Genomic DNA, 14,391 nt, shown 5'->3' on the forward strand with positions numbered 1-14,391 from the left:
CGGTTGCCGCAGCACACCCTATCCGGAGAAAACCATGATCCCTGGTCCCACCAACAGCCTTTCGGACATTGCGGGGCTTCGTGTCGGTAACGCCGAAGACCATGCGCTGAAATCCGGCGTCACGGTGGTGACCGGCGATGCGCCCTTTACCACTTCGGTCGCCGTCATGGGCGGTGCGCCTGGCACCCGCGAGACCGATCTGCTGGCGCCCGACAAATCCGTCGCGGCGGTAGATGCGCTTGTGCTGGCGGGCGGGTCGGCCTACGGGCTTGATGCCTGTTCGGGGGTTGTCGACGGGTTGCGCGCCAAGGGGCGCGGGTTTCGCGTGGCCGATGCCGTGATCCCGCTGGTGCCCGGAGCGATCATTTTCGACCTGTTGAACGGGGGCCAGAAGGACTGGCTGGAAAACCCCTATCGCGCCCTCGGGCGGGCGGCCTTCGATGCCGCCGGAGACCGCTTCGAAATCGGAACAGCGGGCGCGGGCACAGGGGCGCTGACGGCAATGCTCAAAGGCGGACTGGGGTCTGCATCACTGGTGCTGCCCGACGGCAGTACCGTCGCCGCACTGGTGGCCGCCAACCCCGTCGGGGCGGTGACGACACCGGGCGACCGGCATTTCTATGCCGCCCCGTTCGAGATTGACGCGGAATTCGGCGGGCTGGGCCCCGATCCGGCCACGGGGCTGGGCCGGAGCATGGAAAGCCGCAAGGCCGGTGCGCGGGCGCCCCGCGCGAACACCACCATCGCCATCGTCGCCACAGATGCCACCCTGACCAAGTCACAGTGCCACCGAGTGGCGACCGCCGCGCACGACGGGATCGCGCGTGCCTGCGTGCCCGCCCACACGCCGCACGACGGTGATCTGGTCTTTGCCTTGTCGACGGATGCACGCGGTCCGGCGGATGTGACCCTGACAGGGCACGCCGCAGCCCTATGTCTTGCACGGGCAATCGCCCGCGCCGTTCATGCCGCGACCCCTATGAAAGGCGATCTGCTACCTTGCTGGAGTACCGCCAATGCCGACCCTTGAGCACGACCATATTGCCCTGCACTACGAAGTATCGGGGGACGGCCCGCCCCTGATGCTGATTGCCGGCATGATGAGCGACAGCGTGAGCTGGGCACCGCTGCTGCCCCTGCTGGAGCCACATTTCAGGGTCATCCGCCCCGACAACCGCACAACCGGTCGCACGACGCCCTGGAACGCCGAGGCGTCCATCGACAAGTTCGCACTGGACTGTGCGGCGCTGGTGGACCGGCTGAGCCTCGGGCGCGCGCATGTGCTGGGCCACTCGATGGGCGGAATGATCGGGATGCGCATGGCCAAAAGCTTTCCCGAAACCGTGCAGTCCCTGACGCTGGCCGCCGCCGCCCCCCTACGGCTTGAGCGTAACGTGCAGCTGTTCAAGACCCTGCTTGCCATCCGCCAGAGCAATGCCGCGCCGGCAACATGGCTGCACGCCCTCTACCCATGGCTTTTTGCGCCTGCCATCTACGAAACGAAGGGCGCCATTGCTCAGGCGACCGCAGCGGCGCTTGCCTATCCCTACGCGCAAAGCGCTGCCGCCATGGCCCATCAATTGGCCGCGCTGGATGGGTATAGGCCCGATGCGCTGTCGGATATTGCCTGCCCGATGCAGGCCCTTCTGGGCGCCGATGATCTGCTGGTCCCGGCAGAGCTTGCGCAAGGCACACTTGGCGATGTGACAACGCATGTGATCGAAGGGGCCGGCCATTCGGTTCACTGGGACCAGCCCGAGGCCGTGGCGGCACACCTCAAGACCTTCACCGATACCCTTTAGGAACTGCGCGATGCACGATCTCTATGGCCTGCCCGTGACCTGTGACAACACCGAGACCCTGAAAGGGATCGACGATTTCATTCACGGGTTTCTCTCGTACCAGCCGAAGGCCACAGGGATCATCACGGCGGCGGACGCCGATCCCGGATGTGCGCTGGCAAATGCCTACGCAGCGATGCTCTGGATGTTTCTGGAGGCACCCGTCGCCCCGCAAAAAGCGGCCCCCTACATCGCCCGCGCGCGAGCGGCGGCACGAGGGACGACAGCGCGCGAAGCCTTGATCATCGACGCCGTCGAGGCGTGGGTTCACGGCGATGTGCCCAGCCTGCTGGCACAGTGCGATGCCGTGCTGGCCGACCATCCCCGCGATATGGTCGCGCTGAAACTGGCGCAGTACCATCTCTTCAATATCGGGGATGCCGCCGCGATGCTCCGTGTGGCGCTCAAGGTCCTGCCCGAGGCGGAGGACATTCCCTACACCCACGGGATGATCGCCTTCGGCTACGAACAGTGCCACCTTCTGGACCGTGCCGAAGCCGCCGCGCGCCATGCCATGTCCCTGCGCCACGACGAGCCCTGGGCCCATCACGCGATTGCCCACGTCATGCTGACGCAGGGGCGGATCGCCGAAGGGGCCGCATTTCTGGAAAGCGTGGCGGACACCTGGGCCGACCTGAACAGCTTCATGCGCAGCCACAACTGGTGGCATCTGGCGCTGTTTTACATCAGCCTCGGTCGGCACGAGGATGTGCGGACGGCCTATGATACCCACGTCTGGGGTCTGGCAAAGGATTATTCGCAGGATCAGGTGGGGGCGGCATCGCTGCTGGCACGGATGGAATTCGCGGGCATCGACGTGGGCGACCGGTGGTCCGATGTGGCCGATCATGTGGCCCTGCGCGGCGCTGACACGGTGAGCCCGTTTCTGACGCTGCAATATCTCTACGCGCTCTGCCGGACGGACCGTGCGGAGGCAGGCCCCCTGTTGCAGGCAATCCGCGACAGTGCGTCGGATGACAGCCGGTTCGACCGTGTCGCGTGGCGTGACGTGGCATTGCCCGCCGCCGAAGGCATCGCCGCGCACGGCAGGGGTGACTGGCCCACTGCCATCGCCAAGCTGGCGCGCGCGCTGCCGCGCATGGCCGAATGCGGGGGCAGCCACGCCCAGCGCGACCTTTTCGAGCAGATACACCTCGATGCGCTGGTGCAGGACGGCCGCGCCTCGGCGGCCCAGCAGGTTCTGGAAATGCGCCGCACGTTCGACCCGGACGGCGTCCCGCTGAACCTGATGCTGGGCGATGTCTACGATCGCAGCGGCCTGCCAAACCTGGCCGAAGAGGCCCGCGCCCGCGCTGAAACGACACGAAAGGCGCAGGGCGTCTGATACCCGTTTACAGGGCCGGTCTTCTGCCGCTACGCTGCGATCAAAAGTGATTGCTCCGTTAGGATATTGGACCATGGCAAAAGACTGGTATTACGCTGTCGAAGGCAACTCTGTGGGCCCTGTTAGCCCCGAAGAATTCGACGCCCTGATCGATTCCGGCACCATCCGCAGCGATACGCTGGTCTGGCAGGAAGGCATGGAAGACTGGCTGCCGCTCGGGCGAACCGGTGCAACCACTTCCGCGAGCGCGATGCCGCCCCCGTCAATCGATCCCCATGCCGTGTCCGAAGATCCCGCCCGTGCCGACGCAAACACATTCTTGGGCGCTCTCAAGGATGCTTTTGCGCGCTACGTCGATTTCCGTACACGCTCGACCCGGTCGCAGTTCTGGTGGTTCGTGCTGTGGTCGATCATTCTGGGCATCGCCGCGTCCATTCTGGACGCTCTTTTGGGCATGGGCGAGATGGGTGCGATAAACGCTTTGGTGTCGCTTGTGCTTTTCCTGCCGACCATCGCGGTGGCAGTACGCCGCTTGCACGACACGGGCCGCAGCGGATGGTGGTACCTTCTGATCCTGATCCCGATTGTCGGCTGGATCATATTGATCGTCTTCTATTGCCAGCGCAGCGTCGAAGGGCCGAACAAATGGGGGCCCGAGCCCCGGCACTGACGCGTCACGCCGGGGTCATCCCCCGGCGAACGCATCCGCGCAGATCTCTCAGGCGCGTGGACCGATTGTCACTTCCAGCGTCCCGATCCCGTCTACACCACCGGTGATCACATCCCCCTCGACCACAGCGGCAACACCTGCCGGTGTTCCTGTCATGACAAGATCGCCGGGGGCGAGCGTGACCGCTTCGCTGAGGGTCGAGATATGTTCGGCCACCGACCAGATCAGATCAGCGATATTGGCGTCCTGACGCACTTCACCATTCACGGCGAGCCAGATGCGCGCGTCCGTCAGGCTGGGAATGTCGGCAATGGGCCGGATCGGGGCGCAGGGCGCGGAGTAGTCGAACGCCTTGCCCCAGTCCCACGGGCGGCGCGCGGCCTTGGCATCGGCCTGAAGATCGCGCCGCGTCAGATCGATCCCGACGGTGGCGCCCCAGATATGGTCCATCACCTGCTCTTGCGGGATGTTGGCCCCACCGGTCCCGATCGCGATGACCAGCTCGATCTCGTGGTGCAGGTCATTGGTCAGCGGCGGATAAGGCACCGTGCAGGGCGTAGCGACCGCCGCATCCGCAGGTTTCGTGAAGAAAAAGGGCGGCTCGCGGTCGGGATCGTTGCCCATCTCGCGCGCGTGCGCCTCGTAGTTCCGGCCCACGCAGAAAATCCGGCGGATCGGGAAAGCGGCATCTCCGGCCACGACGGGCAGACTGGCCTGAACCGGGGGAGTGAACACATAATCCATTGAAATACCTCGAAACTGCGCGTGATGATTGCGCCCAATAGAAAGTGGGCGCCTGGGAATGTCCAGCGGCGAGTGGCCCGCGCTTTCGGGTCCCGTCAGTCGCCCAGCTTTGCGTGGACCTCGTCGAGATCGATTTCGCCGATGGGCATCTTGTTCGCCGGATTTTCGAAATCGTATTTGAACAGATTGAAGTCGCGCTTGTAGATCTCGTAGACCAGATGCATCGACAGATCGTCGAAGTAATCCTCGACCGGATGCGCGCGCTTGGGGCCGTGGCCCTCGCTTTCGTTGAAACGCGGGATTGTGGACAGGTCGACCTGCCGGGGCGTTTCGATCGCGTCGAGCACCTGTTGCATGCCGTCATTGAAGCTTTCGGTCCAGAAAATCTTGTCGTAGGTGCCGCCGTTGACGATGAACGTGCTGACGTGACCGGACATGGCAGACCAGTGGATGTCCGGATCCATCGGGCGGCGCCAGCGGATCGTGTCGCGGACAAACAGCAAGAACCGCCGGAAACTGGCGATCTGGTCGAACTCTTCCTTGCCGTCTTCCCCACCGACTTCGATCCCGTATTTCTGGATCAAAAGCGGCACAAGATTACCGCGATAACGCTTTCCGTTGCGCTGGATGCCGCAAATCTTGTCAAAGAAACTCGACAGAATGCGGGTGTAGGGATTGCGCACGCAGGTAAAGGCGTAGGAAGTGTGCGATTGCACGTTCCGCGCGATCGGCTCCTGACTGCCCTCCAGCGCCCATTTGTGAAGCCCTGACTGTGCATCGTGAATGTCGCCGTCAAAGAATTCGCCGTGATCGGAGTAGAACATGATCTGGCCGATTGTCGAACAGGCACATTTCGGCACCACGCGGTACACGACACTCTCGCTTTCGGTCATCCAGGTGCCGGGAAAGCCCATGCCTTACGTCTCCTGCTCAAGGCTCTGTGCTGCCTCTTCGGGGCAGCTTTCGCGTTACAAAAGCAAATAAATGCTGTTTATTCAATCTGTGTTCACGATTATCTACGTAAACAATCGAGCAGCCTGACGGTGAATGGTTAAGAAATGGCAAAAATCGCCTACATTCTACTGTGCCACAAAGACCCGGACGCCATCATCAAGCAGGCGGAACGGCTGACGGCTGTCGGCGATTGCATGGCGATCCATTTCGATGCTTCGGCCAGTCCCGAACACTTCCACAAGATACAGACCGCGCTGGCCAACAACCCCAACGTGGTTTTCGCCGCCAAGCGGATCAAATGCGGCTGGGGAGAATGGTCGCTGGTGCAGGCGACGCTGCATGCCGTTGAAGCCGCTGTCAAAGCCTTTCCGCGCGCCACCCATTTCTACATGCTGTCGGGCGACTGCATGGCGATCAAATCGGCTGAATACACGCACCGGTTCCTCGACGACAACGACGCCGATTTCATCGAAAGCTTCGACTACTTCGAAAGTGACTGGATCAAGACTGGCTGGAAGGAAGAACGCCTGATCTATCGCCACTGGTTCAACGAGCGAACCCAGAAGAAGTGGTTCTACACCATGTTCGAGGCGCAAAAACGGCTGGGCCTCAAGCGGGACATCCCAAAGGACATTCAGGTGATGATCGGCAGCCAGTGGTGGTGCCTGCGACGCCAGACAATCGAATGGGTGCTGGAGTTCGCCGCCCGCCGCCGCGATGTCATGCGCTTTTTCCGCACCACGTGGATCCCGGACGAGACGTTTTTCCAGACCCTTGTCAGACATCTGGTGCCAGAAGCACAGATCCGCAGCCGGACGCTGACCTTCCTGATGTTCACCGATTACGGCATGCCGGTGACCTTCTACAACGATCACTACGATCTGCTGCTCAGTCAGGACTATCTGTTCGCCCGCAAGATCAGCCCCGAAGCCAGCGACCTCAAGCGTCGGCTCGGGCTTCTCTATGCCGCGCAGGGTGTGCAGTTCCAGATCAGCAACGAGGGCCAGAGCCTGTTCAGCTTTCTCACCGGACGCGGACGCATCGGGCGGCGGTTCTCGACCCGCTTCTGGGAGACCGAGAGCACGCTGGGCCGCGAACGCGAACTGCTGATCGTGGTGTGCAAGAAATGGCACGTCGCAAAGCGCGTGCTCGAACGGATCAGGCAGGTCACCAACGTCCCCGCGATCGAATATGTTTTCAACGAAGAGGACACGCCGCTGCCCGCGCTGGGCGGGATCGAGAAAACGCTAGAGAAACGCACCCGCCACCGGCGCGCGCTGATGCGGATGCTGTTCGACTACTTCGAGACGGACAAGCTGATCGTCTGCATGGATCCGGCCAATCTGGACCTGTTGAACGATTTCGCGTCGGACCGGTCCGTGACCCGTATTCTGGAGATCGAATGCTCCTTCACGGACGATTACCTCGTGGGGCACGCGATGCGCGTGGGTCTGGCGGGCGACCGCACCAGCGAGGAAACGCTGCAACGGCTGTTGCCGACGATCCGCAATGATATGGTCTTCGAATCCGATGCGATCCGCGATGCCAATTTCGAGAACCACAACCGCATGCGCGAATCCGCCGGAACCGACGACAACGCCGAAGCGATTGCGGACTTCCTCGGCATCGGGCAAGAAAAGGCACGGGAAATCGCACAGACCGATTACCTTTTTGCCGACTGAGGAGTAACCATGCCCTACAGCTATGACGACCAGAACATTTTCGCCAAGATCCTGCGCGGCGAGATCCCCAACGACACGGTCCTTGAGACCGATCACACGCTGGCCTTTCGCGATATCGAACCGCAGGCGCCCGTGCATGTGCTGGTCATCCCGAAGGGGCCTTATGTTTCCTACGACCATTTCGCAGCCGAAGCCTCGGACGCGGAAATCATCGACTATACCCGCGCGATCGCGAAAATCTGTGCGCAGGAAGGCATTAGTCTGGACGACAACCCCGGCTTTCGCATGATCTCGAATGCAGGCGCGCACGGTGTGCAGGAAGTCCCGCACCTTCACGTTCACCTGCTGGGGGGCCGCCGGATGGGCCGGATGGTACAGCCCGCCTAGCCGATGATCGCGGGTTGGCCGTTCGACGCGCTGACACCTCCGTCAACGGGCAGGATCACCCCGTTGACCATGGACGCATCCGCACCGCTGAGAAACCAGATCACGCTGGCAACTTCGGACGCTTCCGCCGGACGGCCAAGCGGCATGCGTTCGCGTATTTTCTCCAGCTTCTCTTCGTTCTTCATCAGGCCTTCGGACATCTCCGACCGTGTCACGCTGGGCGCCACCGCATTCACACGAATGCCGCGCTGCCCCAGATCCAGCGCCATTGACCGGGTCATATTGCTGACCGCCCCCTTCGACGCGTTATAGCCGAAGAAGCGCCAGTCGCCGCCCATACCGCTGACCGAGGATACATTGACGATGCTGCCGCGCGTCCGCTCGAGATGCGGCAACGCCTCTTCGACCATGTTGTAAATGCCGGTCACATTGATCGCGAGAAGCGCGTTCCAGTCCTCGCGCGAAAGCTCTCCGGGGCCACCGGCGCGGGCGATGCCGGCATTGTTCACCAGCGTGTCGATCCGCCCGAAGGTTTCCACGGTCTTGGCCACCACCGCCTTGACGTCATCGGGGTTCGATACATCCCCCTCGCAAATCAGCGTAGCATCGTGGGGCAGTTCGCGGGCGACTTTCTCGAGCTTGTCCCGCGTGCGCCCGTTCAGGACCACGTGCCAGCCTTCGTCCGAGAACCTGCGCGCTGTGGCGGCCCCGATGCCCGAACCCGCGCCCGTCACGATTACTGTTGGTCTTCTGGCCATGATACGTCCCTCCTGTTCCCGGCTAAACACATCAGCGGGCCAGCTGTTCCTTCACGTTGTCGATGAAATTGCCCGACTCCGTTCAGCCCCTGGGTTTGCTGGACCCGAACCAGCCGCGCACGGTTCTGCCGCGTTCGGCCAGATCATCCTCGATCGCCTCCATCGTGGGGTCCAGCCGCGACCGGCGGAAGCGGCGCCACCGCACCCAGATCGCCCAGATGATCGCCACGAAGAGGGTAAGAATGATGATGTTGGTCCACGGGATCCCCTTGGCAGCATCCGGTCCCGACACCGGTCTGACCGATATCGCATTGGGGAAAGTGGTCAGGAATTCATTGCGCCAGCCGTAGTGCTTGATCGCCACATACCGCGGATCGCTTTCGGTCGAGCGCAGATCGCTCGCCTCGGCCTGAAGGTTGGACGTGTCGAACTTGAAATAGGGCGGCCATCCCCACCCTGTGTCCTCGTTGCGGTACACCATGACATCGCCCTTGGCGCGGCGGGTCTGGATGAAGAACACATCGCGGTTGGCCAGAGTGCCGTCAGTGCCGACATCCGCCTGCGCCCAGAAGATCGAGTTTTCACCGGGATCGACACGCTTTTCGTAAGTGTCTGTAATCCGGACGATATCGACCTGCGGCAGGGTATAATGGAAGAACGCGACCACCAGCAGCCAGAAGGCAGTCCAGAATGTCCAACGTAGAACGGCCAGCATCGGGATCTCCTCAGGAAAAATTGGTCAGGTAGATTATCACTGACACAAGGATTACCGGAATAACATAGACCGACAGGATCAATTTGCGACGCAGAGACTGGTCATAATCCTCCAGCCCCTCCTCGAGATACTGTTCGAGTGGAACATCCTGCGGCCCCTCGTACCATTCCGCGCGCAGTTTGCCCTTTCGCACAGAGCGTGAATACAACGACAGGCACACGTAGATGACCGTCAGAACGATGAACCCCACGACAACGAGGCGGGCGAGTGCGAACATGGTCTACCTCCTTCGTTTGACCGCGCCCCACGGACCGACACTGGCGATCACGCGGTCCGGCACCGGCGCAGGCTTGGCCCGCCTTCGGGGCAGCGGTGGCGGCACCAGTGGCGCGTCATGCCCAAAGAGTGCGTCGCGCACACCTGCCTTGTCCACCTTGTATTCCCATTCGAGGAAGTCGACCACGAAAGCCTTCTTTGCCTCGGGCCAGCGGGCATAGGTTCTGTAGAACAGATCCTTGTGGCAGATGAACAGCTGGCGCACATCCTTGGGCGCCAATTCGGCCAGCAGCATGTTGACCAGCTCCGCATCCGGCGTATCGGCGGCCCGAAGTGTGTAGAAATAGACCGCATCGTCGCTGTCGATCTTCGGGAAGCGCCCGCCATGCTCGGCCCAGTTCACCAGTTGTGCGAGGCTGTGAAACTCGGGCGGCAGCCTGTCCGCGTGCTGGCGGGCAAGGCGGCGCAGATCGGCGCGGGTCAGGCCGGTCAGGTCCACCCCCTGCCCTGCCACCGCGTCGATCAGGATGAAATCCATCTTCTGGCGCAGGATCGCGGCGGAATTGATGCCGCGCGCCTCGACCACAGTCTCGACCAGCCCGTTGAGTTTCAGGAAATACGCGATGCGCCGCCGCTCGGAGCCGTCAAAGATGAACTCCACGGGCATGTCCGTCAGCGCCGTCTTGCCCGCAGGCGCGATCACTGCGGGATGTTCGACGTCCTGAAACAGGTACAGCCCGCCAAAATGCGTCGTCCAGAAATTGCGCTGCGCAAAAGACATCTGTTTGAGCGTGACGGGATTGCGCACCACATCCCCCGTGCGACCCGCCACTTCGATCATCTGCGCGATCAGGACGTCGTCGTACCAGCCATCGGGCGTATCGCGGAACCGGTCGACCATCGCGGCCAGCTTGTCCGCATCCTTGACCGTGCCTGCCGTTGTGTCCGCGTCGATGGTCACCGTGCGAATATCAAGAAGCCGCGCGGGCGTGGAGACATCGTAGACCGAATTGACCAGTTCGCCCGCGACGGCGTCACGCGCGGTCAGCGCGAAAAGCGCCGCCTCGTTTTCGGTGATGAACTGGCGCAGGATATCCCGCGAGGTCGAGAATTTGGCATTCAGCAGCGGCGCGGTGCGCTGGTCCACGCTGAGCAGGATGAACTGCCGGTTCACGCCCGCGTGGTTGAGATAGAGGTGATCGCCCAGCTCATCCCCCACCTCCGGCGAATAGCCGGAGATATCGATGTGGAAATCGGTCAGCGCCGTGCGCTTCCCGGTCAGATGCTCCAGCGCGCGATTGTACCGCTCGACCAGCGCGGGCGAGGACACGTGGAAAAGGTTGCCGAACATCAACCCGGCGCGGATCAGGCGTTCCATCGCGACCTCCCAAGAAAGGGGGTGAGTGCAGGCGTTTCAGCCGTCTTACCTTGGGCCCGCCGATGGCGGGCCAGGCAAGCGGATGTACGGCAGCGCCAGTGCATCCTCTCAACCCTCACTACAGATAACGGTCGCGGTCGTGGCCGGCCCGTTTGGTTCATGGGTTATCAACCCGGGCTTTATCGGGCATCCGGCGATCCGCCTGATCCCGATCACGTTGCGGACATAATAGGCCCCGTCCAGTCGGGCACGGTCGCGGCTGGTCGCACCGGTTGCCCGATAGGTCGGTGGATCTCTATCGATCTGGACAACGCGGACGTTGAAACCATTCACTTCCGTTTTCTCTGCGCGTGAAAAATCCGCTGAGCTGCAAGCACCCAAGCCGATGAGGATAGCACCGACGCATGCCGCCTTGGACACCGCACCGGCTCGGGCACGCTGGCCTTTCGGGCGCAGACCGTGTTGGGGCATTTTATCCGTCACGCGACGCTCCCAGATACCGCTTCTTCGCTTCTTCCATGCGTCCCATTTCGCGCACCGCGTTTTCGATCGCCACCTCGTCCGACTTGTCGGCATAGCGGAATTCGCTGTCAGCGTAGCGGTTCACTTCCTGTATCACCATCTCGACGGTGATCGGTTTGCGCATATCTTCGATCATCGCCTTCTTCTCGTCGTAGGGCCTAAACAGGAACAGGTCGGGCTCTTCCATCCATTCGTCGGGGAGTTCGAAATCCATCGCGCGGACCTTGACCGCGTCGGTGATGTTCTTGATCGCGCGGCCGGTAAAGCGGGGGTCTGCCTCCTGTATCCCTTTCAGATAGGTGCCGATCTTGTTGATCGTGTCCAGTTCCCCCACCCGCGCGCGGACCTCTTCGTAGACGCGCAGCAGCCCTTCCTCGTGCGGGCGGCTGTGGCTTTCGAAGGATGCGGCCACGGCGCGCTTGATCTCCTGCGCCTCGAACACCCTGTGATCGCCCAGCGGAATATCGTGGTTCCTGCCCATCAGCAGGTACAGGATATCGACGTAATCCTCCCGCGTCTGTGGGCCGTCCACCAGAAACCGTGCACCCGCTCGCTGGCGCAGGGCGTCATCCACATTCTCGGGATAGTTGGAGAACATGCCGAAGGTGCAATTGCCGCGCACGACCGTATTGGCCCCCGCAAAGCTTTCCATCAGCACGGCGGTGATTTCCAGCTGGCCCGCGCTCGATTGCCGGTCGCCACGCTTTCCGGCAAGCTGGTCGATGTCGTCGATTGTACCGAAACCGATCACCGCGGGGTCGATGATGGTGTTGATGAACGTCTTGGCGTTCTGGCCCGACTTGCCCTGATAGCTGTCGATATTGTCGGTGCTGAGGTTCTGATAGCGGAACGGATAGCCGGCCACCTTGCAATAGTCGTTGATCAGGCCGGCCATCATCTGGATCAGCGTCGTCTTGCCCGTGCCGGGCGCCCCGTCGCCCATGAAGGTAAAGATAAATCCGCCCAGTTCTGCAAAGGGATTGAGCCGCCGGTCGAAATCGTAGGCCATCAGCATCTTGGCCAGCTTCATCGCCTGATATTTCGCGATATGGTTGCCCACGACCTCGTTGGGCTTCTTGAACGTCATCGTCAGCGTGGTGGATTTCGCCTTTGAAGCGGGGGTGAAGCCGTTGACGGTGAAATCATCCGCCTCCACATGCCACGCCGCGCTCTGAAACGCCCCCAGCCGCGGGGCGTTCCGGGCGCGCAGGGCTGCCTTTTCCATCAGGGCTTCGGCAAAGGCGGCCACCGTGGCCACAAGACGCGCATCATCCGTGGCGTGGCTGGCAATATTGCGGTCCAATTCCCACAATGCGCCGTGCAGGGCGGTCTGGCCGTTGTCGGTCAGCACCTCGTCGACCTCTCCGACCTCGACCGTTGTTTCGGGCAGGTGCGAGGACAAAAGATAGGCGGTGGCATTCGCAAAGACATGCAGCGTTACCAGCGCTTCGGCAGCGAGCAGTTCGCCGAATTCCGACCGGCGCGCGGCTGGCAACGCGGCGTCGAGATTGGCGCGTTTGAGATCCCCCAGACCGGACTGTTCGGCCACGTTTTCAGCCACCGCAAGGGCAATGGCGATGGCGCGGCGCAAAGCGTGCAGTACCGTGGCCTGCATCGGTGTGGTCAGGGCATCCTCGCCGCCAGCACCTTCGATGCGCGCAATCAGCTGCACCGCACCGGTGGGCGTGCGCCGTTGCGTCACCAGCCCCGGTGTCGTGGACCGGAACCTGCGGCGCGTGCCGATCCCGCTGGAGCGTTCGGCCTGCGGAGCCTCTTCGGCCCGCGCGATGCGTGGCGCGTGATCGAACCCCTCGATCAGCGATTGTGCCATGGCGATATGCGCGTCTATATCCTTTTCGCGCAACTCCATCCGGTCCGATATCTCGCTCAATGCGCTTCCTCCTCGTCGCGTGGCGCCCGCGCCCTAACGGGGTTTATCCTTCGCCACTTCCGTTCAGTATTGCAGGACCCGACCACCGGGGCTGACCACATATTTCCGCACCATCGCCAATCCGGGCGGGTTCTTCTCGCGCAGGACCTGATAGGGACGCTGGGGCAGGATGATGCTGCGCGCGCTGCGCGTGGCCCCGAGATCGGGCAGCGCACCGCCCATCGGGTCGATGGCAAAGATTTCGCGTTCCACCGTCGAAAACCAGCCCGCGCGTTCTTCGATCACGCGGTCCGAAACGAGCTCCTCCTCGGTCCAGACCAAGGCCCAATCTTCGCCCTCGGGTGCCTCCGCTTCGGCCAGCACATCGCGCATGGGGCCGTTCTGAAGGGTGAACGCGTGGCTGTAGAGCGGGCCAAGGTGGAACCGCCGCAGACGCTTGGGGTGCAGATCCGGAAAATCCTCGTCAAAGCCGCGCGCGATGGTCAGAAGCTTCAGCCCGCCCAGCGCCTGTGCGCTCAGATGCGCCTGCACCTCGGGCCAGCGGCGTGCGTCACGCGGCAGCGGCGCACGGCCGGAATCCTCGACCTCCATCAGGTAGATCACCGGCAGGTTGACCTCGCTGTCATAGGTCGCCCAGTGGAGCCGGTAACGGCGGCGTCCGCCAGCGTCCTCCATTGCCGCGGCTTGCGGATCATTGCGCACCCAGAACAGATCGCCGCGCACCAACTCCTCGTAATAGAGCCGTTGGGACAGGGTGAACTGCAACTTGGTCGGGATTTGCAGATCCCCCAGTATGGTCTGGACCATCTGGTCCTTCAGGATCTCTACCGACGGCATGCCGCGCAGATGCGTTTCTGCCTGCTGGGCATCGTTGGCCATGGTCATCAGTTCGGCGGCGACGGGAAAGCCGCTGTCGCGCCGATCCATGGTCAGCGACCCGAAAAAGCGCCCTGTTTCACGGCCGACCAGAAGGTATTTCCAGCTGAGTGCGCGGAAGCTGTGGGACAGCATCACCGCATAGCGGGCAAGGATATCCGTCTCCGCGCGGTCAAGCTGGCCTTCCGCCTCCATCACGCCCGCCACCTGCAAGAGGTGTCGCAAGGTGCCTTCGAACTTGGCGAAATACCTGCGCGACGCGAAGGTATCGCGCAGATCGAAGTGATCCTTGGCCAGATCGGTCATGCCACAGTCGTCCGCAAGGGACCGCCGCAGCAAGATCCGCTGCCGG

General features: G+C 62.4%; 14 protein-coding genes. 6 read left to right on the top strand and 8 right to left on the bottom strand.

Annotated features, from left to right (window positions below; translation table 11 throughout):
• Nucleotides 1-34 precede the first annotated feature (34 nt).
• From ABMC89_RS10480 to ABMC89_RS10495, 4 genes are all read left to right on the top strand, one after another.
• Nucleotides 35-1,030 (top strand): P1 family peptidase, encoded by a 996-nt coding sequence (locus ABMC89_RS10480; RefSeq protein ID WP_349567876.1) that lies wholly within the window; start codon nucleotides 35-37, stop codon nucleotides 1,028-1,030.
• Complete coding sequence (locus tag ABMC89_RS10485; RefSeq protein WP_349567877.1) at nucleotides 1,017-1,802, top strand: alpha/beta fold hydrolase; 786 nt, start codon at nucleotides 1,017-1,019, stop codon at nucleotides 1,800-1,802. Before ABMC89_RS10480 ends, ABMC89_RS10485 begins: the two co-directional genes overlap by 14 nt.
• 10 nt (nucleotides 1,803-1,812) lie before the next feature.
• Nucleotides 1,813-3,186, top strand: a complete 1,374-nt coding sequence (locus ABMC89_RS10490; RefSeq protein ID WP_349567878.1) for a tetratricopeptide repeat protein — start codon at nucleotides 1,813-1,815, stop codon at nucleotides 3,184-3,186.
• Nucleotides 3,187-3,259: 73 nt separating this feature from the next.
• Nucleotides 3,260-3,856 (top strand): DUF805 domain-containing protein, encoded by a 597-nt coding sequence (locus ABMC89_RS10495; protein WP_349567879.1) that lies wholly within the window; start codon nucleotides 3,260-3,262, stop codon nucleotides 3,854-3,856.
• Between the two features lie 48 nt (nucleotides 3,857-3,904).
• Here ABMC89_RS10495 and ABMC89_RS10500 read toward each other — a convergent pair whose 3' ends face one another.
• Both ABMC89_RS10500 and ABMC89_RS10505 read right to left on the bottom strand, forming a co-directional pair.
• Entirely contained in the window at nucleotides 3,905-4,600 is a 696-nt protein-coding gene (locus tag ABMC89_RS10500; RefSeq protein ID WP_349567880.1) for a fumarylacetoacetate hydrolase family protein, read from the bottom strand.
• A 95-nt stretch (nucleotides 4,601-4,695) separates the two neighbouring features.
• On the bottom strand, nucleotides 4,696-5,514 hold the full coding sequence (locus ABMC89_RS10505) for a sulfotransferase family protein (RefSeq protein ID WP_349567881.1): 819 nt from the start codon (nucleotides 5,512-5,514) through the stop codon (nucleotides 4,696-4,698).
• A gap of 144 nt (nucleotides 5,515-5,658) precedes the next feature.
• Here ABMC89_RS10505 and ABMC89_RS10510 point away from each other — a divergent pair, with 144 nt between their 5' ends.
• Together ABMC89_RS10510 and ABMC89_RS10515 are read left to right on the top strand one after the other, a co-directional pair.
• Nucleotides 5,659-7,236 carry a DUF5928 domain-containing protein gene (locus ABMC89_RS10510; RefSeq protein WP_349567882.1) on the top strand — a complete coding sequence of 526 codons (1,578 nt, stop codon included), beginning with the start codon at nucleotides 5,659-5,661 and terminating at the stop codon, nucleotides 7,234-7,236.
• 9 nt (nucleotides 7,237-7,245) lie between these two features.
• A complete protein-coding gene (locus ABMC89_RS10515) occupies nucleotides 7,246-7,623 on the top strand; it encodes a histidine triad nucleotide-binding protein (protein WP_349567883.1) in 378 nt (125 codons plus the stop codon).
• Here the strand turns inward: ABMC89_RS10515 and budC are convergent.
• From budC to ABMC89_RS10545, 6 genes are all read right to left on the bottom strand, one after another.
• On the bottom strand, nucleotides 7,620-8,381 hold the full coding sequence (budC, locus tag ABMC89_RS10520; RefSeq protein ID WP_349567884.1) for a meso-2,3-butanediol dehydrogenase: 762 nt from the start codon (nucleotides 8,379-8,381) through the stop codon (nucleotides 7,620-7,622). The two genes, ABMC89_RS10515 and budC, sit on opposite strands and share 4 nt — an antisense overlap.
• Before the next feature lie 82 nt (nucleotides 8,382-8,463).
• Nucleotides 8,464-9,093, bottom strand: coding sequence for a DUF1523 family protein (locus ABMC89_RS10525; RefSeq protein WP_349568594.1), 630 nt, complete (start codon nucleotides 9,091-9,093; stop codon nucleotides 8,464-8,466).
• A 13-nt stretch (nucleotides 9,094-9,106) separates the two neighbouring features.
• Nucleotides 9,107-9,373 (bottom strand): hypothetical protein, encoded by a 267-nt coding sequence (locus ABMC89_RS10530; RefSeq protein ID WP_349567885.1) that lies wholly within the window; start codon nucleotides 9,371-9,373, stop codon nucleotides 9,107-9,109.
• Nucleotides 9,374-9,376: 3 nt separating this feature from the next.
• Nucleotides 9,377-10,750: a DUF6638 family protein gene (locus ABMC89_RS10535; RefSeq protein WP_349567886.1), complete on the bottom strand. Its 1,374-nt coding sequence runs from the start codon at nucleotides 10,748-10,750 to the stop codon at nucleotides 9,377-9,379.
• A 472-nt stretch (nucleotides 10,751-11,222) separates the two neighbouring features.
• On the bottom strand, nucleotides 11,223-13,142 hold the full coding sequence (locus tag ABMC89_RS10540) for an AAA family ATPase (RefSeq protein ID WP_439655661.1): 1,920 nt from the start codon (nucleotides 13,140-13,142) through the stop codon (nucleotides 11,223-11,225).
• Nucleotides 13,143-13,226: 84 nt separating this feature from the next.
• Entirely contained in the window at nucleotides 13,227-14,345 is a 1,119-nt protein-coding gene (locus tag ABMC89_RS10545; RefSeq protein ID WP_349567888.1) for a hypothetical protein, read from the bottom strand.
• Nucleotides 14,346-14,391: the final 46 nt, after the last annotated feature.

Origin of the sequence: Sulfitobacter sp. HNIBRBA3233 (assembly GCF_040149665.1) — a bacterium.
Taxonomy (GTDB): Bacteria; Pseudomonadota; Alphaproteobacteria; order Rhodobacterales; family Rhodobacteraceae; genus Sulfitobacter; species Sulfitobacter marinivivus.